At 65.1% G+C, this 19,563-nt stretch carries 20 protein-coding genes; 9 read left to right on the top strand and 11 right to left on the bottom strand.

The window, feature by feature from the left end; all coding sequences use genetic code 11:
* Positions 1–3 precede the first annotated feature (3 nt).
* The 3 genes from BSY17_RS14250 to BSY17_RS14240 are packed head-to-tail and all read left to right on the top strand — an operon-like array spanning position 4 to position 2,838.
* Positions 4–1,140, top strand: a complete 1,137-nt coding sequence (locus tag BSY17_RS14250) for an aminotransferase class I/II-fold pyridoxal phosphate-dependent enzyme (protein ID WP_069065987.1) — start codon at positions 4–6, stop codon at positions 1,138–1,140.
* Entirely contained in the window at positions 1,137–2,390 is a 1,254-nt protein-coding gene (locus tag BSY17_RS14245) for an aminotransferase class V-fold PLP-dependent enzyme (RefSeq protein WP_069065986.1), read from the top strand. The genes BSY17_RS14250 and BSY17_RS14245 overlap by 4 nt, the downstream gene beginning before the upstream one ends.
* A gap of 16 nt (positions 2,391–2,406) precedes the next feature.
* Entirely contained in the window at positions 2,407–2,838 is a 432-nt protein-coding gene (locus tag BSY17_RS14240; protein WP_171899248.1) for a RidA family protein, read from the top strand.
* A 44-nt stretch (positions 2,839–2,882) separates the two neighbouring features.
* Here BSY17_RS14240 and BSY17_RS14235 read toward each other — a convergent pair whose 3' ends face one another.
* The 8 genes from BSY17_RS14235 to BSY17_RS14200 form a co-directional block, all read right to left on the bottom strand.
* Entirely contained in the window at positions 2,883–3,173 is a 291-nt protein-coding gene (locus BSY17_RS14235) for a GIY-YIG nuclease family protein (protein WP_037473250.1), read from the bottom strand.
* Between the two features lie 57 nt (positions 3,174–3,230).
* A complete protein-coding gene (locus BSY17_RS14230; protein ID WP_069065985.1) occupies positions 3,231–3,413 on the bottom strand; it encodes a Trm112 family protein in 183 nt (60 codons plus the stop codon).
* Positions 3,410–4,024 (bottom strand): LON peptidase substrate-binding domain-containing protein, encoded by a 615-nt coding sequence (locus tag BSY17_RS14225; RefSeq protein ID WP_069065984.1) that lies wholly within the window; start codon positions 4,022–4,024, stop codon positions 3,410–3,412. The genes BSY17_RS14230 and BSY17_RS14225 overlap by 4 nt, the downstream gene beginning before the upstream one ends.
* Complete coding sequence (locus BSY17_RS14220; protein ID WP_069065983.1) at positions 4,024–4,935, bottom strand: tetratricopeptide repeat protein; 912 nt, start codon at positions 4,933–4,935, stop codon at positions 4,024–4,026. Before BSY17_RS14220 ends, BSY17_RS14225 begins: the two co-directional genes overlap by 1 nt.
* Positions 4,936–5,021: 86 nt before the next feature.
* On the bottom strand, positions 5,022–5,870 hold the full coding sequence (locus BSY17_RS14215) for a MipA/OmpV family protein (RefSeq protein ID WP_069065982.1): 849 nt from the start codon (positions 5,868–5,870) through the stop codon (positions 5,022–5,024).
* Between the two features lie 91 nt (positions 5,871–5,961).
* A complete protein-coding gene (locus tag BSY17_RS14210) occupies positions 5,962–6,399 on the bottom strand; it encodes a DUF2141 domain-containing protein (RefSeq protein ID WP_069065981.1) in 438 nt (145 codons plus the stop codon).
* The gene (locus tag BSY17_RS14205) at positions 6,396–7,127 is read right to left on the bottom strand and encodes a sterol desaturase family protein (RefSeq protein ID WP_069065980.1); all 732 of its coding nucleotides are present in this window, start codon (positions 7,125–7,127) and stop codon (positions 6,396–6,398) included. Before BSY17_RS14205 ends, BSY17_RS14210 begins: the two co-directional genes overlap by 4 nt.
* Positions 7,128–7,176: 49 nt before the next feature.
* Positions 7,177–8,067, bottom strand: coding sequence for a prephenate dehydratase (locus tag BSY17_RS14200; protein WP_069065979.1), 891 nt, complete (start codon positions 8,065–8,067; stop codon positions 7,177–7,179).
* 185 nt (positions 8,068–8,252) lie between these two features.
* On the opposite strand from BSY17_RS14200, the gene BSY17_RS14195 reads away from it, so the two are divergent.
* Positions 8,253–8,873, top strand: coding sequence for a c-type cytochrome (locus tag BSY17_RS14195; protein WP_069065978.1), 621 nt, complete (start codon positions 8,253–8,255; stop codon positions 8,871–8,873).
* Positions 8,874–9,289: 416 nt separating this feature from the next.
* Here BSY17_RS14195 and BSY17_RS14190 read toward each other — a convergent pair whose 3' ends face one another.
* A complete protein-coding gene (locus BSY17_RS14190) occupies positions 9,290–10,606 on the bottom strand; it encodes a hemolysin family protein (RefSeq protein WP_069065977.1) in 1,317 nt (438 codons plus the stop codon).
* A 148-nt stretch (positions 10,607–10,754) separates the two neighbouring features.
* Between BSY17_RS14190 and BSY17_RS14185 the strand changes: the two genes are divergently transcribed.
* Positions 10,755–11,435 (top strand): OmpA family protein, encoded by a 681-nt coding sequence (locus tag BSY17_RS14185; protein ID WP_037473268.1) that lies wholly within the window; start codon positions 10,755–10,757, stop codon positions 11,433–11,435.
* A 262-nt stretch (positions 11,436–11,697) separates the two neighbouring features.
* Here the strand turns inward: BSY17_RS14185 and purN are convergent, their stop codons facing one another.
* Together purN and purM are read right to left on the bottom strand one after the other, a co-directional pair.
* Positions 11,698–12,648 carry a phosphoribosylglycinamide formyltransferase gene (gene purN, locus BSY17_RS14180; protein WP_069065976.1) on the bottom strand — a complete coding sequence of 317 codons (951 nt, stop codon included), beginning with the start codon at positions 12,646–12,648 and terminating at the stop codon, positions 11,698–11,700.
* Positions 12,649–12,754: 106 nt separating this feature from the next.
* Complete coding sequence (gene purM, locus BSY17_RS14175; protein WP_037473269.1) at positions 12,755–13,849, bottom strand: phosphoribosylformylglycinamidine cyclo-ligase; 1,095 nt, start codon at positions 13,847–13,849, stop codon at positions 12,755–12,757.
* 91 nt (positions 13,850–13,940) lie between these two features.
* Here purM and BSY17_RS14170 point away from each other — a divergent pair, with 91 nt between their 5' ends.
* Genes BSY17_RS14170 through BSY17_RS14155 form a run of 4 tightly spaced genes read left to right on the top strand, consistent with a single transcriptional unit; the run spans position 13,941 to position 19,527 of the window.
* Positions 13,941–15,230: a hypothetical protein gene (locus BSY17_RS14170; RefSeq protein ID WP_069066989.1), complete on the top strand. Its 1,290-nt coding sequence runs from the start codon at positions 13,941–13,943 to the stop codon at positions 15,228–15,230.
* Complete coding sequence (locus BSY17_RS14165; protein ID WP_069065975.1) at positions 15,227–15,865, top strand: chromosomal replication initiator DnaA; 639 nt, start codon at positions 15,227–15,229, stop codon at positions 15,863–15,865. Before BSY17_RS14170 ends, BSY17_RS14165 begins: the two co-directional genes overlap by 4 nt.
* A 3-nt stretch (positions 15,866–15,868) precedes the next feature.
* On the top strand, positions 15,869–18,007 hold the full coding sequence (locus tag BSY17_RS14160; protein ID WP_069065974.1) for an RNA degradosome polyphosphate kinase: 2,139 nt from the start codon (positions 15,869–15,871) through the stop codon (positions 18,005–18,007).
* Positions 18,008–18,012: 5 nt separating this feature from the next.
* Positions 18,013–19,527, top strand: a complete 1,515-nt coding sequence (locus tag BSY17_RS14155) for a Ppx/GppA family phosphatase (protein WP_069066988.1) — start codon at positions 18,013–18,015, stop codon at positions 19,525–19,527.
* The last annotated feature ends 36 nt before the right edge of the window (positions 19,528–19,563 follow it).

Raw genomic sequence — 19,563 nt, 5'->3', positions numbered from 1 at the left:
TGCATGACCGGATCGTCCGACAGCCTGTCCCGCCGCATGCTGATGCGCGTGGCTATGGGTGCCACCGCCCTCGCGACGGCGACGCCCGTTCTCGCCCAGCGCGGGCGCAAGGTGGATCTGCCCGACGATCCCGCCGCGATGGTCGCCAGCCTGACCGACGGCATCTTCCTCAACAGCAATGAACATCCCATCGGTCCCGGCGTTGCGGCGCTTGCCGCGCTGGCCAAGCTGCCGCCCTTGTCGGGACGCTATGGCATGGCGTTCGCCGCCAAGCTGGAAAGCCTGTTCGCGCGGCAAAATGGTTTGTCGCCGACACAGCTGCAGGTCCATCCCGGCTCCTTCATGCCGCTCCGGTCGGTTGCGCTGACCTATTCCTCGACCGATCGCCCCATCGCCTATTTCGAGCCGACCTTCGACCAGGGGTTTCTGGGCCTTGGCAACCAGAGCGTGACGCGATCGGTCGCCGTGCCGCTGTCGGGCGATTTCGCCGCAGACCCCCGCAAACTGCTCGCCGCCGCGCCGAATGCGGGCGTCTATTATCTGTGCAATCCCAACAACCCGACCGGCCTGGTCACGGCACGCGCCGACATCGACTGGCTGCTCGCCAACAAGCCCCAGGGCGCAATCCTGCTGATCGATGAAGCCTATATCGATTTCAGCGATGCCCGGACCTGCCTCGATCTGGTCGCCAGCGGCGCGGACGTGCTGGTGACGCGGACCTTTTCCAAGATTTACGGCCTGGCAGGCTTGCGCTGCGGCCTGATCGCGGGGCGCAAGGATCTGCTCGACGGCATGGCCCGCTACGGCACCAACATCACGCCCATGCCCGCCGTGGTCGCGGCGGAGGCGAGCCTGCTCGATCCCATGCTGCTGCCCACGCGCAAGGCTGAGAATAAGGCGGTGCGCGATGATCTCTATCGCTGGCTTGACGCGCAGGGGTTGCGCTACCTGCCCTCGCAGGCGAGTTTCGCGATGATCCATGTTGGTCGTTCGGGCGCAGACGTCACCGCCGCGCTGGCGGCGCAGAAAATCTACATCGGCGGCCCGCGCAAATATATGGACGACTGGGTCCGTGTCTCCTTCGGCACGCCAGCCGAAATGCAGGCGTTCAAGGCCGGACTGCTCAAGGCGCTGGCATGAGCCTCAGCCGCCGCGAGGCGCTGGGCGCGGCGGTGGCCCTGCCGCTGGCGGCGCGGACGGCGCGCGCCGCGACGCTCGCCCTTCCCGACAAGGACAGTTTCGCCGCCACGCCGGTCGCCTATCTCGACAGCGCATCGACGCACCCGATCAGCCTGGGCGCGCGCGCCGCGATGGACGCCTATGTCGCAACGCGGACGCTCGATCCTGCGGCCGTCGCGCGCAAGCCCGTCGATCGCGCGGGAGTCATCGCCAAATTCGCGCGCCTGGTGAACGCGGACGCGGATGAAATCACCTGGGTCCAATCCACCACCATGGGCGAGCAAGCGGTGCTGCGCGCGCTCGGCTTGCCCGGCAGCAAGGGCCGCGTGGTCACCGACACGCTGCATTTCTACGCCGCCTTCCCCATGTATCTGGAAATGGCCAAGCAGGGCGTCGATGTCGCCTGGGTTCAGGCGCGCGACGGCCGCATCGAACTGGACGATATGGCCCGCGCCATTACGCCGGGCACCCGGCTCGTCAGCCTCTCGCTCGTATCGACCTATAATGGCTTCCAGCATGACCTGAAGGCGGTGTGCGACCTGGCGCATAAGGTCGGCGCGCTGGTCTATGCCGACATCATTCATGCGGCGGGGGCGGTCCCGGTCGATCTCCACGCCAGCGGCGTCGATTTTGCCGCCTGTGCCAGCTATAAATGGCTGATGGGCGATTTCGGGCTTGGCTTCCTCTACGCCCGGCGCGGCGTGTGGGATCAGCTACCCCGTACCGAATATGGCTATTATGGCTTTGCCGCGCCCGACGCCCCGCCGGGCATCGGCCTGTCGCCGCCGCAGACCCACGCCTATCCGCTCGACCCGCCGGGCGACGCGCCGGTCAGCTATGCCGTCCGCACAGGCGCGCTCGGCCATTTCGCGACCGGCACCTATGCGCAGGCAATCGTCGCCGCGCTCGACCATTCGCTCGACTATATCGGTCGCCTTTCGGTGCCCGCCATCCAGGCCCATGCCCAGCAGTTGATCGCCCCCTTGCGCGAAGGCCTGCGCGCCAAGGGCTATGCGATCGTCACGCCATCCGGCACCACCGCGCCGCTGCTCACCGCGCTGCTGCCCGAAGCCAAAGCGCGCCTGTCGGACCCGCTGGCCAAGGCCGGGGTGCGTGTGTCACTGCACGATCATCATCTGCGCGTCTCGCCTTCGGTGTTCAACGATGCGACAGATGTCGAACGGCTGCTCGCCGCCCTGCCCCGTGCCTGATATAGTGGAGAGACTGATGGTCCGCCTGATCCCCGCCGCCCTGCTGCTGGCTGCCATGCCTGCGTTCGCGCAGCCTGCCGCCGCGCCGCAGCCGATGCCCGCCAGCCTGCCCTTCTCCCCCGCCATCCGAGTGGGCGATATTCTCTATATGTCGGGGCAGATCGGCCAGGTGCCCGAAGGCATGGACGCGCATAAGGAAGGGTTCGACGCGGCGGTCAGGGGCGCGATGGATGCGATTGGCGGCATCCTCAGGGACAACGGCCTCGACTTTGGCGATGTCGTCAAATGCACGGTCATGCTGGAGGACATGGCCGACTGGCCCCGCTTCAACGCCGCCTATACGCCCTATTTTGCCGGCAAGCGCTTGCCCGCGCGCAGTGCGTTCGGCGCGGACGGTCTGGCACTCGGCGCGCCGCTGGAAGTGGAATGTATCGCGGCTTATTCTTAACCGACCGCCGTTCGTCCTGAGCCTGTCGAAGGACGCGCGCCAACCTATCCCTGATCCTGCCGATTCCGCGCCAACAGGCTCAACCGCGCCCAGTCACCATCAATCAGCGCCTGCTTTTTCGCCCGGCTCCATCCTTTGATCCGTCGCTCGGCCGTCAAGGCTTCGTCGCGGGTGCCGAAACTTTCAGTCCAAACCAGATGGAGCGGTCTACGCGCGAAGGTATAGCCGGGGATCATCCCCATCTGGTGCGCCGCGATCCGGCTCTCCAGGTCATCCGTATGCCCGGCATAGAAGCTGCCGTCGCTGCATCTTAGCAGATAAGCGTGGAAGGCCATCGCTTGTGCGCGTCCTTCGACAGGCTCAGGACGAACGGGGGACTGAGAGAGGCATCATCATGTGATGGGCACGGCTTCCCGCGCCAACAGCACCGGGACGCCATCGCGGACCGGATAGGCCAGGCCCGCCGCGTCGGACAACAGCGCCTTGCGCGCGGCGTCCCAGCGGAGGGGCGTGCGGGTTACTGGGCATACCAGCTTGGTGAGGAGCCAGGGGTCGATCGGTGCAATCTCGCTCACTGCATCGTCGCGCCGCCATCGCGGTCGGCGCGGCCGACAATCTGCATCAGTTGGATGATCCGTTCCGACCGTTCGGACAGCGTGTCGGCTTCCAGCAAGGTCTGCTTGGCGGCGGGGTCGAACGGCGCGATCTGGGCGATGCCGTTGACCAGCGACGTGTCGTCCAGCCGTGACACCGCTGTCCAGTCCACCACATAGCCAAGCGCGTCGGCGAAGCGCCGCGATTCCTGCTCCAGCGCGGCGCGTTCGACCGCGTGCAGCACTTCATCTTCCTGCGGCGCCTGCTCGATGTCCGCCTCGATCTGGCGGAACTGCGTCGCCACCGGCAGTTCGCGGACGAAGCGGAAACGGGCGAGGCCGGTCAGGATGATGTTGAACCGCCCATCCTCCATCGCCTCGATATGGCTGACATGGCCCAGGCACCCCATGTCGAACAGCGAAGGCACCGGCCCGCCTTCGCGCGGCTGGATCATGCCGATGCGCCGGTCGCGCGCCATCGCGTCATGGATCAGCGCCCGGTAGCGTGGCTCGAAAATATGCAGCGGCAGGTCCATGCCCGGCAGCAGCAAGGCGCCGGACAAGGGAAAGATCGAGACGCGCGCGAGGGGCATCAGGCGAAGAGAATCTGCGACAGCTTGCGACGCTGCGCGGATACCCAAGGATCTTCCAGCCCGACGGCTTCGAAGATGGTGACGAGTTGCGCGCGCGCCGCGCCTTCGTTCCAGGTGCGGTCGCGCCGCACGATTTCCAGCAGCGCATCGGCGGCCCCGTCGCGGTCGCCATTGGCCATCAGCCCGCCTGCCAGTTCAAACCGGGCTTCATGATCGTCGGGATCGGCGGCGACCTTCGCTTCCACCGCCGACAGGTCCGCTAATGGCTTGACGTCGCGTGCCAGCGCGATCGCGGCGCGCGCCTGATCCACCGCGCCGTGGCGGGCGATCTCGGCGGGCAAGGCCGCCAACAGCGCTTCGGCCTCGTCCAGCTGGCCCAGCATCACCAGCGCCCGCGCTTGTCCTGCGACCACCTCGACCATGTCGGGGGCCATTTGCGCGATCTGCGTGAACACCGACAGCGCGCGCTCGGCGTCGCCCTCGGCCAGCAATTCCTCGCCCATGGCGATCAACGGCGCGATTTCCTGCGCCTGCGACCTTTCTTCCGATTCGATCGGCAGTTGCGACAGCAATTGGTCGAGATATTGTTTGAGCGCGCCTTCGGTCCGCGCCTGGGTCAAATCCGCGACGGGCTGGCCCTGGAACACGGCATAGACGGTCGGGATCGACTGGACCCGGAACTGGCTGGCGATGAAGCCATTGTCGTCGACATTGACCTTGACCAGCTTGACGCCCTTGGTCGCATAGTCGGCGCAGACCTTCTCGATGATCGGGGTCAGTTGCTTGCACGGGCCGCACCATTCGGCCCAGAAATCGACGATCACTAGCTGGGTGCGCGACGGCTCCACCACGTCTTGGCGAAACGCCTCAATTGCCGCCTTGTCGGCCTCGCTCAATCCCAGGGTCGCCACGCTTCAATCTCCTGCCAATGCGGTGTGTTGCCGCCTCCATATATCGCCATATGGGGCGCGTCACCCTTGTCCCGCAAGATCGCCTGTCAGAAGGTGTAGCCGACGCCGACCGCCCCGACGAACTGGTTGCGCGATCCGACATCCGACACGATCGGCGAATCGGCATATTTGCCGAGCAAGCGGGTGTAGCCGGCGACGCCGAAGATCGCCCAGCCCGTGCGGATATCGCCCGACAGCGATTTGCCTGCCGACAGGTTGACGTTCATCCGACGAAAGCCCGATCCCCGTCCTGCACGGTCATAGACGTCCAGCCCACTGGCCAGACTATCCTGCGGCGTGATGTCGAAATAATAGCGGCCATATTTCTTGCCGACATAATCGGCCGACACGCCCAGGCCGACGAAGGTGGTGATCGACAGTGGCGTGAAATATTCGATCGACGGCGTTATGATGAAGGAGCCATGGGCGCCCGCGACATCCTTGGTCACGGCAACCCGCGCCGACAGATTATCATAATCGCTGGTGATCACCCCGGTCTTGCCGATGCCGATAAAGCCACCCGCTTCCAGCGCGAAGTCGCGCTTCCCCAACGCCTGCACGGCGTCATCCTTGATGGCCTTGCGACTGGTACGGTCAAATCGCAGGTTGACGACCGGCCCCAGCTCGAAATCGACGCCCGGCCCGGTCGGATCGGCAATGGCATCGACATAGAGGGCGGTGCCGCGTGTCCAGAAGGCGATATCGTTCACCTTGCCGCGCGCCTGGGCAATGGGCAGGACACGATATTCGTCCGAGCCCTCATAGCTGGGGATCATGGCGGCGCCGGCCCCGATGGTCAGCGTGCTATGCTGTTCTTCTTCCTGCGCCATGGCGGGCGCAGCGAGGGACAGGGTCGCGACGACGGTCGCGACCAGCGAGCAGCGGAAAAATGGCATGAATGACCCTGTTGTGTTTTTAACGTGCGTTCAGGGTTCTGAATGTTTCGGGCGGGCGACAGGTTCCCGCCGATGCGGCCAACCGATCAAGTCACAGGAAATATTTGAGCTTTATATCCTGTTCGACCGGCGCCCCCGCGACCGGGAAACTGGCCGATTGAAAGCTCGGCGCGCCAAAGCGCAGCGCCGGGTTTCGGGAAAAGCCGACGCCTTCGCGCGGTATCCCGGCGAAGGTATCCAATTTGCCATTGGCATTTTCGTCATGGATGATGGCGATGGCATAGCGGCCCGGCGCCATGGCACCCAACGCCACCGCCCCGCCCTGCGCCGCGACGGCGAAATGGCGCTTGTCGGGATCCTTGGTGCAGTCGGGGAAATATTCCGGCATCCGGGTGACGCAGACCAATATCTGCCCCTTGCCCGATCGCAGGCCTTCCAGCGCCATGCTGACCGACTGGGGCTGGCCCAGCGGCGCAGCCCCCCTCAATCCCGCCAGCGCGATGACAGCCATCGCCAACCGCCCGATCATGCGCGCGCCTTCGTCGTGAAATCGCCCAGCCCCTGGTCGGTGCCGCACAGCCGGTCCCAAAAGCGGAAATAGAGGCCATAATTGCAATTATAGCGGTCATGATGCCGCTGATGATGCGTCGCGGTGATCAGCCATCCGCCGATCGGCCCGCGCACCATCCAGCGCGGGAACATCTCCCACCCCATATGATTGCTGACCCCCATCACCGTCATGATCGTCAGCACGACGCCAAGCGCGCCGACATGGATGGGGATGAGGAACACCAGCGCCGGGATCACCACTGCACCGGTCAGCGCTTCCCAGGGGTGGAAGCTCATCGCTGCCCAGGCCGTGGGCGGGCGGCTGGCATGATGCACTGCATGGGCGATGCGAAACAGCTTGGGCCGATGCATCCAGCGGTGGGTCCAGTAGAACCAGGTGTCATGGGCGGCGAGATAGAGCAGCACCGACAGCGGCAGATACCAGAGCGGCATGGCGGCGACATCGGTGTAGATGCGCGTCCAGCCATGCGCCTGCCAGCCCCAGGCGACCACGCCCGCGGGTATGCCATAGATCAGCGCGGAGGCGAGCGACCAGGCGATCTCCCGCCCCATCTGCTTTTCCAGGCCACGATACAGGCCTGGCTGGCGAATCCGGGTCGCGAGCGCAAAGCCCCCGCTCGCCAACAGATACCGCACGCCGACAATGGCGCTCATCGCCAGGGCGGACAAAAGAATAGCTGCGACCATGAAGCGCCTATAGGCGCGATTGCGCGGCTGCGAAAGCGGGAGCCTGCACTTAAGTGCGGGGGCGTGCCTGCCGATAGCTGCCCAGCACCCGCACCCATTTGGTGTGGAACTCCAGTTCGGCGAGCGCCCGGTCGACCGCCGGATCGCCCGGCATCCCTTCGATATCGCAGAAAAATTCGGTCGCGGCGAAGCTCGCGCCGCGCTGATAGCTTTCCAGCTTGGTCATATTGACGCCATTGGTCGCAAAGCCGCCCATCGCCTTGTAAAGCGCGGCGGGGACATTCTTCACCTCGAACAAAAAGGTGGTCATGACCGGGCCGACATTGGCGATCGGCATTTTGGGTTCGCGCGCCAGCACCAGGAAGCGCGTCATATTATCGTCGCTATCCTCGATATTCTCGGCGATCAGGCGCAGGCCGTAGAGTTCCGCCGCCAGATAAGGCGCGATCGCCCCTTCGCCCGGCGTCTTGCGTTCCGCCACCAGCGCCGCCGCGCCCGCCGTATCGGCATAGGCGACCGGCTGGATACCGCGCTCGCGCAGATAGTGGCGGCATTGGCCAAGCGCCTGGGGGTGGCTGATCGCGCTTTTCACCGGGCTATTGTCGGGCGCCATCAGGCAATGGCGGATGCGCAGGAAATATTCATCGACGATCGCCAGCCCCGATTCGGGCAGCAGGAAATGCATGTCGGCAACCCGCCCATGCAGGCTGTTTTCGATCGGGATGATAGCGCGCGCGGCGAGGTCATTACGCACCGCGTCGATCGCATCTTCGAACGCAAAACAGGGCAAGGGCACGCAATCGGGCGCATAGCCCAAGGCCGCGAGGTGCGAGTTGGCCCCCGGCGCGCCCTGATAGGCGACGGCACGGGCCGGATCGGCGGCGGCCTTGGCCGCGAGGTCGGCGACGATGATGCGGGCGGGGGCGGGATAATTGTCCATGGGTGGTTGCGCGCTTATGCATTTGCTTGGGCCTGCGCAAGCATCGGCGGGGCGGCAGTGAACAGGACTGACATATTTCCCGCGTCAACCCGGCTTGCACCTTGGCGTGTCCGCCATTATGGCAGCCCTCAAGAGGGGGCCGGAACATAGCCGCCCGAAAAGATACGCAAGGGAAATCGAGCGAAATGGGCGATCGTTTCAATACCGTAGCGGGCTGGGCACTGTTCGCGGGCATCATCGCGCTTGGCGGCGCGATCGTCAGTTCCAAAGTTTTCCATGACGAGCGGCCCGAAACCATGGGCTATGCGATCGAGGGCGTCGAAGCCGAGGGCGAAGGCGGCGTCGCTGGTCCCAGCCTCAACACCCTGCTCGCCAGCGCGGACGTCGCGGCGGGTGAAAAGGTGTTCGCCAAGTGCGCCGCCTGCCACACCGTGAACCAGGGTGGCGCGAACGGCATCGGCCCCAATCTGTGGGCGACAGTCGGCAAGGCGCATGGCCATGTCGCCGGTTTCGCTTATTCCGAAGCGCTCAAGTCGGTTCCGGGCAACTGGACGTTCGAAGCGATGGACAAGTGGCTCAAGAGCCCGCGCGAATATGCGCCGGGCACCAAGATGACCTTTGCTGGCCTTGGCAACCCGGTCGATCGCGCCAACCTGATCGCCTGGCTCAATACGCAGGGCTCCAACCTGCCCCTGCCCGCCGCCGATGCCGAACCGGCCGCCGAGGGTGACAATGCGGCCGAGGCAGGCAATGCCGCCAACGCCGCCGAAGCCCCGGCCGAGAACGCAGCCAACGCGGCGGAATAATCGGATTTAGGTGGCACCATCCGCCTTGCGGATTTGACGGGCGCGGCACTTGTTGTCGCGCCCGTTTTGTTTGTGGGGTGGGCGTGCCGGAAGGTGGCGACTGATGTACACCTCTCCCGTCTTCACGGGAGAGGGAGGGGCCCGCGCCGCAGGCGTGGGAGGGTGAGGGTCTGCCTGGCATCTGGAAGAAAAGACCCTCACCGACATCGACTAGGCAGCAAGCTGCCAAGTCTCCGTAGCCTCTCCCGTGAAGACGGGAGAGGGCAAGGTTGACGTCCGTCTCTTGTCATCCTCCCTGGTAGGGGAGGTGGATGGCCGCAGGCCAGACGGAGGGGTGTCGCCCTCTCGATAGGGTGACACCCCTCCCCCGGCTTCGCCGGCCCCCCTCCCCTTACCGGGGAGGAACTTGGTCTCGCTTAGCGTTCCGCGACCAGCAGCTTGTCGATCTTGCGTCCGTCCATGTCGACGATCTCGAAGCGCCAGCCCTGATCGTCGATATAGTCGCCGACTTCGGGCAGGCGCTTCATCAGCCACAGGACATGGCCCGCGACGGTCGCATAGTCGCGGTCTTCGGACAGGTCGATGCAGATGCGTTCGGCCAGTTGGTCCATCGGCATCTGGCCCGACACCAGCAGGCTGCCATCCTCGCGCTCGACCAGATCGGGTTCGTCGAACGCATCGCGGTCCGACGCGAAATGGCCGGCGATCGCCGACAGCAGGTCGGCCGGGGTCACGATGCCTTCGAAATGACCATATTCGTCATGGACCATGACCATCGGCACGTCGGAGCGGCGCAGCACTTCGAGCGCATCCATGGCATCGACCTGATCGGGCACGACCTCCGCCTTGCGCATCAGCGCGCCGACATTGAGCGCCTCACCCCGGAACAGCGCGCTCATGATGTCGCGGGCCTGGACGATGCCAATAATATCTTCCACCGATCCGCGCCCCACCGGCAACCGCGTATGCGGCGTTTCCAGCAGGCGGGCACGAATCGTGTCTTCGTCGGCGGCGATGTCGATCCAGTCGACGTCCATCCGCTGGGTCATGACTTCGCGCACCGGGCGGTCGGCCAGGCGCACGACACCCGAAATGATCGCCCGCTCGCTTTCCTCGATCACGCCCGACTTGCTCGCCTCGGCGACGATCAGGTGCAGTTCTTCGGCCGTGACATGGCTTTCCGATTCGCGGTCCATCCGCAACAGCTTGAAAATCAGGCTGCTCGACCCATCCAATATCCAAACAACCGGCGCGGTGATCTTCGAGAGCCACAGCATCGGCGTCGCGACCAGCACCGCGATCGGTTCGGGCGCGCGCAGGGCGAATTGCTTGGGCACCAGTTCGCCGATGATGAGCGAGGCATAGGTGGTCAGGCCGATCACGACGGCGAAGCCCAATGTTTGCGAGGCATCGGCCGACAAGCCGAGCCACTGCAACCGTTCGCCCACCGGCCCGCCCAGGCTCGCCCCCGAATAGGCACCGGCGATGATGCCGATGAGGGTGATGCCGATCTGGACCGTGGAGAGGAATTTGCCGGGATCGCTGGCCAGCGCGATCGCCGTCGTCGCGCCCTTGCGCCCCGCTTTCTCCAAGCCCTGCAGCCGGGGCTTGCGTGCGGAGACGATGGCGAGTTCGGACATCGCAAAGACGCCGTTCAACGCCACCAGCGCGAGGATGATGACAAGATCGGCCCAGGGAAAGGGCGTCGGATTGGGGAGAGGTATCGTGGCCATGGTGGTCGGGGAAAGGCTATACCCTCTATTCTTTCATTTGCACAACCATCCCATCATCAAGAGTTCAGTTCGCTTGTGGAACAAAGACGTCCGCTCAGCGATTTGGGGACATCCGCTCCACAGGGCGATAAGATAAGGGAATAGTTTCATGAGGATTTCACATCGCATCATCGGTGCGGCCGGTTTGGCTGCCATGCTCGCCACCACCGCCTGCACCACCGACCCGACCACGGGTCAGCGCACGATTTCGAAGGCTGCGATCGGCGGCATCGGCGGCGCGCTGGGCGGCTATCTGCTGGGCGATCTGGTCGGCGGGCGCAGCGATCGGACCGAGAAGATTCTGGGCGCGGGCATCGGCGCGGTCGCGGGTGCGGGCATCGGTGCCTATATGGATGCGCAGGAACGCAAGCTGCGCGAAGAAACAGCAGGCACCGGCGTCGACGTGATTCGCGATGGCGACGACCTGCTACTGCGCATGCCGTCGGGCATCACCTTCGCCTATGACCGGGCCGATGTGCAGCCCCAGTTCCAGCCGACGTTGAACGATGTCGCGTCGGTTCTGGCGCAATATCCCAAAACCTATATCGATGTGTTCGGTCATACCGACAGCGATGGGGCCGACGCCTACAACCAGACCCTGTCCGAACGCCGCGCCCAGGCGGTATCGAGCTATCTGGTGAGCCGTGGCGTCCAGTCGGCCCGCATGGGCACGCGCGGCTTTGGCGAGACCCAGCCGATCGCGTCGAACGCGACTGAGGAAGGCAAGGCCGCCAACCGCCGGGTGGAGATTAAGATCTCGCCGGTGACCGAGGCTGACGTTCGGAGCTGATAGTGTATCCTTCCCTGTAAGGGGCCGAGCGGAGTCATGTGCCTCGGTTTGAGGACCACGACGAGATGGAGGGGTGTCACCCTATCGAGATGGCGACACCCCTGGCCTGCGCTTTGCGCAGCCACCTCCCCTACCAGGGGTAGATTACTAAATGCGCCGATTTTAAGACGTTTAGCCCCCTTCGATGCGATCCCGATCGCAGGCATTTGCAACAGTCCTGCCAGCGGGCGGGGGAAATTCTCCCACCCTAAAAAGCCCCCCCTTAAAACTCCTCCGCAATATCCATCAGCCCCAGCAGCTTTTTCGGCGCAACCTGCCGCCAGCTGGCGCGCAGCCGTTCTGCGATATGCTCCCAGTCCGTATCGCCCAGGTCCAGGCGGATGCCGACCCAATCGGTGCCGAAATAAGCGGGTCGATAATAGCGCGCCGGGTCGGCTTCGATCAGGCTCGCCTGTTCTTCGGGCGCGGTGGTCTTGACCAGCAGGGCGAGGATGCCGTCGCCATGATGGTCGCGGGTGAAATAGGCGAATTTCTTGCCTTTGACGATGCCGAAGCAGGGCATGCCGTGGGAGAGGATCTCGTCCGCCTGCGGCAAGGCCAGCGCAGTTTCGCGCACCTTGTTGAGCAGCCAGTCCGGGTGGCGCTCGCGGCTGACGAACGCAGCGAGGGTGCGGCTGTAGAGCTGATGCTCCGCGATCAGTGTGCGGGCGGCCAGCGTATCGGCATCGTCATCGGGCAGGATCGCGACCGGCGTCTGGCCCAGCACCGGGCCATCGTCCAGCGCCGCCGTCACGATATGCACCGAACAACCCGTATGGCTGTCGCCCGCGTCGATCGCGCGTTGATGCGTGTCCAGCCCCTTATATTTGGGCAGCAGGCTGGGGTGGATGTTGAGCATCCGCTCTTCCCATCCCGCGACGAATTCGGGCGACAGCAGCCGCATATAGCCCGCCAGCGCGACAAATTGGGCACCCGCCGCGCGCAACTGCGCATCGATGATCTGGTCGAAATCGGCGCGCTTCAAGCCCTTATGGCTCTGGCCAAAGGTCGCAATCCCTTCGGCGGCGGCGAGTTTCAGCCCCGGCGCATCCGGATCATTGGCGGCGACCAGCACGATTTCATAGGGACAGTCATCGGCCTTCGCCGCGTAGAGCAGCGCCGCCATATTGGACCCGCGCCCGGAAATCAGGACGCCGACTTTGGCTTTAGCCATCAGTTTAACTCCGTTCGCCCTGAGCCTGTCGAAGGGCCTTACTTTTCTTAAAAGAAAGAACAGGGCTTCGACAGGCTCAGCCTGAACGGAGCAAATTTGTCTTATCTTACCCCAAATGCGTCGCTGACCAGTCGGCCTTCGCGCTCCAGGTCTCGGTCGATCCGCGCACGGTGCAGCCCTTGTCGCCCGCCTGCACCACGCCGATGCGGTGGACGCTCTCGCCCGCCGCGGCCAGCGACGTGGTGACGCCCGCGACATGGGCCTCGTCCACGGCCAGCACCATGCCGATGCCGCAATTGAAGGTGCGCGCCATTTCGGCGGGGTCGATATGCCCCTGCGCCTGAAGGAAGGCCATCAGGCGTGGCTGCTCCCAAGTGTCCGCATCGACCATCGCATGGCAGCCGTCGGGCAGCACGCGGGGGATGTTTTCGAGCAAGCCGCCGCCGGTGATATGCGCCAGCGCATTGACCATGCCCGCGCGCACCAGCGGCAGCAGGCTCTTCACATAAATGCGCGTCGGCGCCATCAGCGCGTCGATCAGCAGCACTTCATTGTCGAAGATGGCGGGCCGATCGAGCTTCCACCCCTTGTCGGCGGCCAGGCGGCGGACCAGCGAGAAGCCGTTGGAATGAACCCCCGACGAAGCAATGCCCAGCAGCACGTCGCCCGCCTTCACCCGGTTGCCGGTCAGCACCTTGGTCCGTTCGACCGCGCCGACGCAAAAGCCCGCCAGGTCATAGTCGCCCGGCGCATACATGCCCGGCATCTCCGCGGTTTCGCCGCCGATCAGCGCGCAGCCCGCGATCCGGCAACCCTCGGCAATCCCGGCGATGACGCGCTCGGCCACGCCGCTCTCCAGCTTGCCGGTGGCATAATAATCCAGGAAGAAAAGCGGTTCGGCCCCCTGCACGATCAGGTCGTTGGCGCACATGGCAACCAGGTCGATGCCCACCCCGTCATGGCGGCCATGGTCGATCGCGAGCTTCAGCTTCGTGCCCACGCCATCATTGGCCGCGACCAGCAACGGATCGGTAAAGCCCGCCGCCTTGAGGTCGAAAAAGCCGCCAAAGCCGCCCAGTTCCGCGTCCGCACCGGGGCGGCGGGTGGCCTTGGCCAAAGGAGCGATGGCGCGCACCAGCGCATTGCCGGCGGCGATGTCGACGCCAGCCTTGGCGTAGCTATAGGATTCGGTATCGGTCATGGCTGACGCGCCTAGAGCAATCGATGCGAAAACGGAAGGATGCATGGGTTGGCGCTTGGCATATAGGGCAAATCCCGCCAAAAGGGCGCGCGTGAGCCTTGCCCAGACCTTGTCCCGCCTTTCTCTGTCGCCCGGCACCATGCTGCGTGCCCTGTCGCGTCCGGCACAGATCCTGTTCGCCATCGCGCTCGGCCTCGCGGCCGCCGCGCTGTTCGCGCAGATGGAGGGGGAGCGTGGCGTACCGCCGATCGCCAGCGGCGGCGATTTCGAAGTGCGCGGCGTCAAGGTCGATGTCGTCGCCAAGGATGCCGATACCGCCCGCTATGCGGGCTGGCGCATGGCCCAGCGGCAGGCGTGGCGGATGCTGTGGAGCCGCACGCATAGCGGCGCGGGTGCGCCAGCCCTGTCCGATTCGCAGATCGAGGCGATGGTGTCGGGCATCGAGATTGATTATGAACAGGCCGGGCCGACGCGCTATGTCGCGACGCTCAGCATCCTGTTCGACCGCGCCCGCACCGGCCAGTTGCTTGGCGTATCGGGCAATGCGATGCGTTCGCCGCCTCTCCTCGTCATTCCCGTAATGTGGGATGGCGGCTCGGCGGTCTCCTACGAACGCACCAATGAATGGCAAAAGGCCTGGGCACGGTATCGCACTGGTGACAGCGCCATCGACTATGTCCGCGTCGCGGGGTCGATCGCCGACCCGATCCTGCTGAACGCCGGACAGACCGGACGGCGCGGGCGGCTATGGTGGCGCGTGCTGCTCGACCAATATGGCGCGGCCGATGTGGTGATCCCGATCGCCCGGCTCGACCGCGCCTATCCCGGCGGCCCCGTGACCGCCACCTTCACTGCGCGCTATGGCCCCGACAACAGTCTGATCGGCAGCGTCACGCTACGCGCGTCCAACGACAGCGGCTTGCCCAAGATGCTGGACGAAGGCGCCCGGCGGCTCGATGAACTCTATATCCGCGCGCTCAACGACGGCCGCCTGCGGCCCGACCCCTCGCTGATCATCGAGGAACCGGTCGATCCCGCCACGCTGGAGCTGGAAAATGTGACCGAGGCGATCGTCGAAACGACCGAACTGCCCACCGCCGCCACGACCGGCACCAGCTTTGCGATCCAGTTCGACACGCCCGATGTCGGATCGGTGACGCAAGGCGAGGCGGCGGTGCGCGCGGTGCCGGGCGTCCGCTCGGCGACGACCAGCAGCCTGGCGCTCGGCGGGACATCGGTGATGCAGGTCAGTTTCGAGGGCACGGTCGAAATGCTCCGCGCGGGCCTCCAGGCACGCGGCTATACCGTCGCGGCGTCCGGTACCACGCTGCGGATCAGCCGTCGCGCCGCGCCCGCCGGACCCGCCCCCGCCGCGCAATGAGCCAGATCAGCCTGCCCTTCGACTGGCATGGCGATGCGCGCGACGGGGATTTCCTGGTCAGCGAGGCCAATGCCCAGGCGGTCACCCATTTGGAGCGCTGGCGCGACTGGCCCCTGTCGGTCAGCGTCCTCACCGGCCCGCCGCGATCGGGGCGCTCGACGCTCGCCCGCCACTTCGCGCGGATGAGCGGCGGCACGATCATCGACGAGGCGCAGGGGCAGGACGAACATCGCCTGTTCCACGCCTGGAACGCGGCGCAGACCGACCGACGACCGCTGCTGATGGTGGGGCGGACCCCGCCCGCAAGCTGGACCGTCGCCTTGCCCGACCTGCGCTCCAGGCTCGCGGCAGTGCCGCATGTCGCCATCACCGAGCCGGACGAAGCGCTCGCCCGCGCGCTGATCGCCCGCGCCTTCGACCGAACCGGGGCAGGCTATGCCGCCGATCTGCCGGACTGGCTATTGCGCCGGATAGAGCGTAGCTATGGCGCGATCGACGCCGTCACCCGTCTGCTCGACGCGGCGGCGCTGTCATCTGGTCGTAAGATTTCCACCGCACTGGCGAAAGAGGCTCTGCAAGCTGCCGGATTTCTGCCTATAGTGCCGCCCGATCCTTCCACCGCCAACCGCGAGTAATCCGTGGCCGAAGCCGATCCCACACCCAGCCTGTCGCTGCACAGCGAACGCTATTTCAACCGCGAACTGTCCTGGCTCGCCTTCAACCAGCGGGTGCTGGAAGAAGCGATGAACCGCGCCCATCCCTTGCTGGAACGGCTGCGCTTCCTGTCCATCTCCGGCGCGAACCTGGACGAATTTTTCTCCGTCCGCGTCGCGGGGCTCAAAGGGCAGCAGTTGCAGGATGTCGACCTGCGCTCGGTCGACGGGTTGACCGCCGGGCAGCAACTCGCCGCGATCGCCGCCGAAACCGCCCGGCTGATGGCGGCGCAGCAAAAGGTCTGGGGCATATTGCACGGCGAGCTGGGGCAGGTCGGCATCGAAGTCATCGGCCCGTCCAGCCCCATGGACCCCTTGTGCGAAGCCTGGCTGCGCGACCATTTCCTGACGCAAATCTTCCCGATCCTGACGCCCCAGGCGCTTGATCCGGCGCATCCCTTCCCCTTCATCCCCAATCAGGGGCTGTCGATCGTCTTCGACCTGCAACGCCTGTCGGACAAGCAGCCGATCCGCGAACTGGTGATGATCCCCGCGACGCTTGACCGCTTCGTGCGCGTGCCGGGGCCAACGGCCCGCTATATCGCGCTGGAAGCGGTGGTGCGGCGCTTTTCGGGCGATCTCTTCCCCGGCTATCAGGTGCGCAACAGCGGCGTGTTCCGCATCATCCGCGACAGCGACATCGAAATCGAGGAAGAGGCCGAGGATCTGGTCCGCCACTTCCGCAGCGCGATCAAGCGCCGCCGTCGTGGCCGCGTGATCCGCATGGAAATCGAAGAGCGTATCCCCGAACCGGTCGAGGAAATGCTGCAGGACATGATCCAGGGGCATGAGGCGATCATCGCCGAGGTCGAGGGGTTTGTCGGCATTGGCGATCTGTCCGGCATCGTCGATGAAGACAGGCCCGACCTCAAATTCGAACCCTATGCGCCGCGCTTCCCCGAACGCATCCGCGAATATGGTGGCGATTGCTTCGCCGCGATCCGCGCCAAGGACATTGTCGTCCACCATCCCTATGAGGCGTTCGACGTCGTCGTCTCCTTCCTCAAGCAAGCGGCGATCGACCCCGATGTGGTGGCGATCAAGCAGACGCTCTATCGCGCAGGCAAGCAGTCGGCGATCATCCGCGCGCTGATCGACGCGGCGGAAGCGGGCAAGTCCGTGACCGCCGTGGTGGAACTGAAAGCCCGTTTCGATGAGGAACAGAATATCCTGTGGGCCGATGCGCTCGAACGCGCCGGGGTGCAGGTCGTCTATGGCTTCATCGACTGGAAGACCCACGCCAAGATTTCGATGGTGATCCGGCGCGAGGGCGAGCAGTTCCGCAGCTACTGCCATTTCGGCACCGGCAATTATCACCCGATCACCGCGCGCATCTATACCGATTTGAGCTTCTTCACTGCGGACCCGGCCTATAGCCGCGATGCCGCCGCGCTGTTCAATTACATCACCGGCTATGTTGAACCCAAGCGGCTGGAAAAGCTGGTCATGTCGCCGCGCGACCTGCGCGACCATCTGTGCCGCCTGATCGATGACGAGATCGACCATGTTCGCGCCGGGCGACCGGGCAACATCTGGGCGAAGATGAACTCAGTGGTGGACCCGGCGATCATCGAAAAACTCTATGCTGCCAGCAATGCGGGCGTTCAGATCGACCTGATCGTACGCGGCATATGCTGCCTGCGTCCCGGTGTGCCGGGCATGTCCGAAAATATCCGGGTGAAATCGGTCGTCGGCCGCTTCCTGGAACATAGCCGCATCGCCGTGTTCGGCAATGGCAAGGCGCTGCCCAATAATGGCGCGAAAGTCTATATCAGCTCGGCCGACTGGATGCAGCGCAACTTCGACCGGCGCGTCGAATTCATGGCCCCGATCGAAAATCCCACCGTCCATGACCAGATTCTCGACCAGGTGATGGTCGCCAACCTCATCGACACCGAACAAAGCTGGGAACTGGACAGCGACGGCCATTATGCGCGCGTCGATGCGGGCGAAAGGCCGTTCAACCTGCACCGCTATTTCATGACCAACCCGTCGCTGTCGGGCCGTGGTGCGGCGCTCGACAATGAAGCGGTGCCCACTTTGCGCTTGCGCGGGCGGGTTTGACCCTCATGAACTCGATGCTCAGCCGGGTCCGCGCCGCTGCCCAGACCATGGCGACCTCGCCCCAGCCCGCCACCGCGCGCACGGCGATCATCGACATCGGCTCCAACAGCGTGCGCCTCGTCGTCTATGACGGGCCACGGCGACTGCCCTTCATCCTGTTCAATGAAAAGGTGATGGCGGGACTGGGCGCCTCGCTCGCCCGGACCGGCCGGATCGAGGAAGAACCGATGGAGCGCGGCCTGCGCGCGATCGGCCGCTTCGCCCATCTGTGCCAGGATATGAAGGTCGCCCATATCCGCTGCGTCGCCACGGCGGCGGTGCGCGATGCGACCAATGGCGACGAATTCATCACCCGCGCCGCCGCCATGGGCCTGACCGTCGAAATATTGACCGGCGCGCAGGAAGCGATCGGCGCGGCCATGGGTGTGCTGTCGGGCATTCCGGGCGCAGACGGCATCGTCGGCGATCTGGGCGGCGGCAGCCTGGAACTGGCCCGGATTCGCGACGGCGCGGTCGAACAGACGATATCGCTGCCTTTGGGCGTCCTGCGCCTGCCCGCCATCCGCGCCAAGGGGCCGGGCGCGCTGGAACGGCGGGTCAAGGCGATGATGGAGAAAGCGGGCTGGCAGCCTGAACCGGACCTGCCCTTCTATCTGGTCGGCGGATCGTGGCGCGCGCTGGCGCGGTTCGACATGCAATTGACCAATTTCCCGCTGCCCGTCGTCCATCAATATGAAATGACCGCCGCGCGCGCCGAACAATTGACCCGCATCGTCTCGCATGTCGGCCGCGCCCGGCTCAAAAGCATCCCGGCGATGAGCGGATCGCGCATCCCGACCCTGCCCAATGCCGCGGCCCTGCTGTCGGTCGTCGTGCGGCAGTTACGGTCGAGCGGCCTGATCGTATCGGCCTATGGCCTGCGCGAAGGGCTGCTCTACGAAGATCTGCCCGCCGATATTCGGCAGGATGACCCCCTGCTGGTCGCGGCCGAAGCGGAAGGGGAGGCGCAGTCGCGTTTCCGCGGCCATGGCGACCGCATCGAACGCTGGATCGCGCCGCTCTTTCTGGACGACAGCGCCGATCTGCGCCGCATCCGCCGCGCCGCCTGCCTGCTCGCCGATGTCGGCTGGCGCGCCAACCCCGATTTCCGCGCCGAACGCGGGGTGGAAATCGCGCTACACAGCAATTGGGTCGGCATCACCGCAGCGGAACGCGCCATGCTGGCGCAGGCGCTCCACAGCAATTTCGGTGGTGGCCTGTCCATCCCGCTCGGCGTCGAACAACTCGCTTCGCCCGAAGCGCTGCACCACGCCGCGCTATGGGGCCTTGCGATCCGCCTCGCACAGCGTCTGTCGGGCGGTGTCGAAGGGCCATTGAACCTCTCGCGGCTGGCGCGCGAAGGCGACTTGCTCACTTTGTCGCTGCAAAAGGACGATGCGGACCTGTTCGGCGAAGCCGTCGAACGCCGCTTGCGCCATCTGGCCCAGGCCATGGGCGTCAAATATCAACTCACCGCCTGACCCGCGCTATCTTTCCCACGTCCGCAAATAGGGCTA

The sequence above is a fragment of the Sphingobium sp. RAC03 genome (assembly GCF_001713415.1).
In the GTDB taxonomy this organism is placed as follows: domain Bacteria; phylum Pseudomonadota; class Alphaproteobacteria; order Sphingomonadales; family Sphingomonadaceae; genus Sphingobium.
The sequence above is the reverse complement of the archived record's forward strand: the minus strand, read 5'-3'. Positions and strand labels throughout refer to the sequence as shown.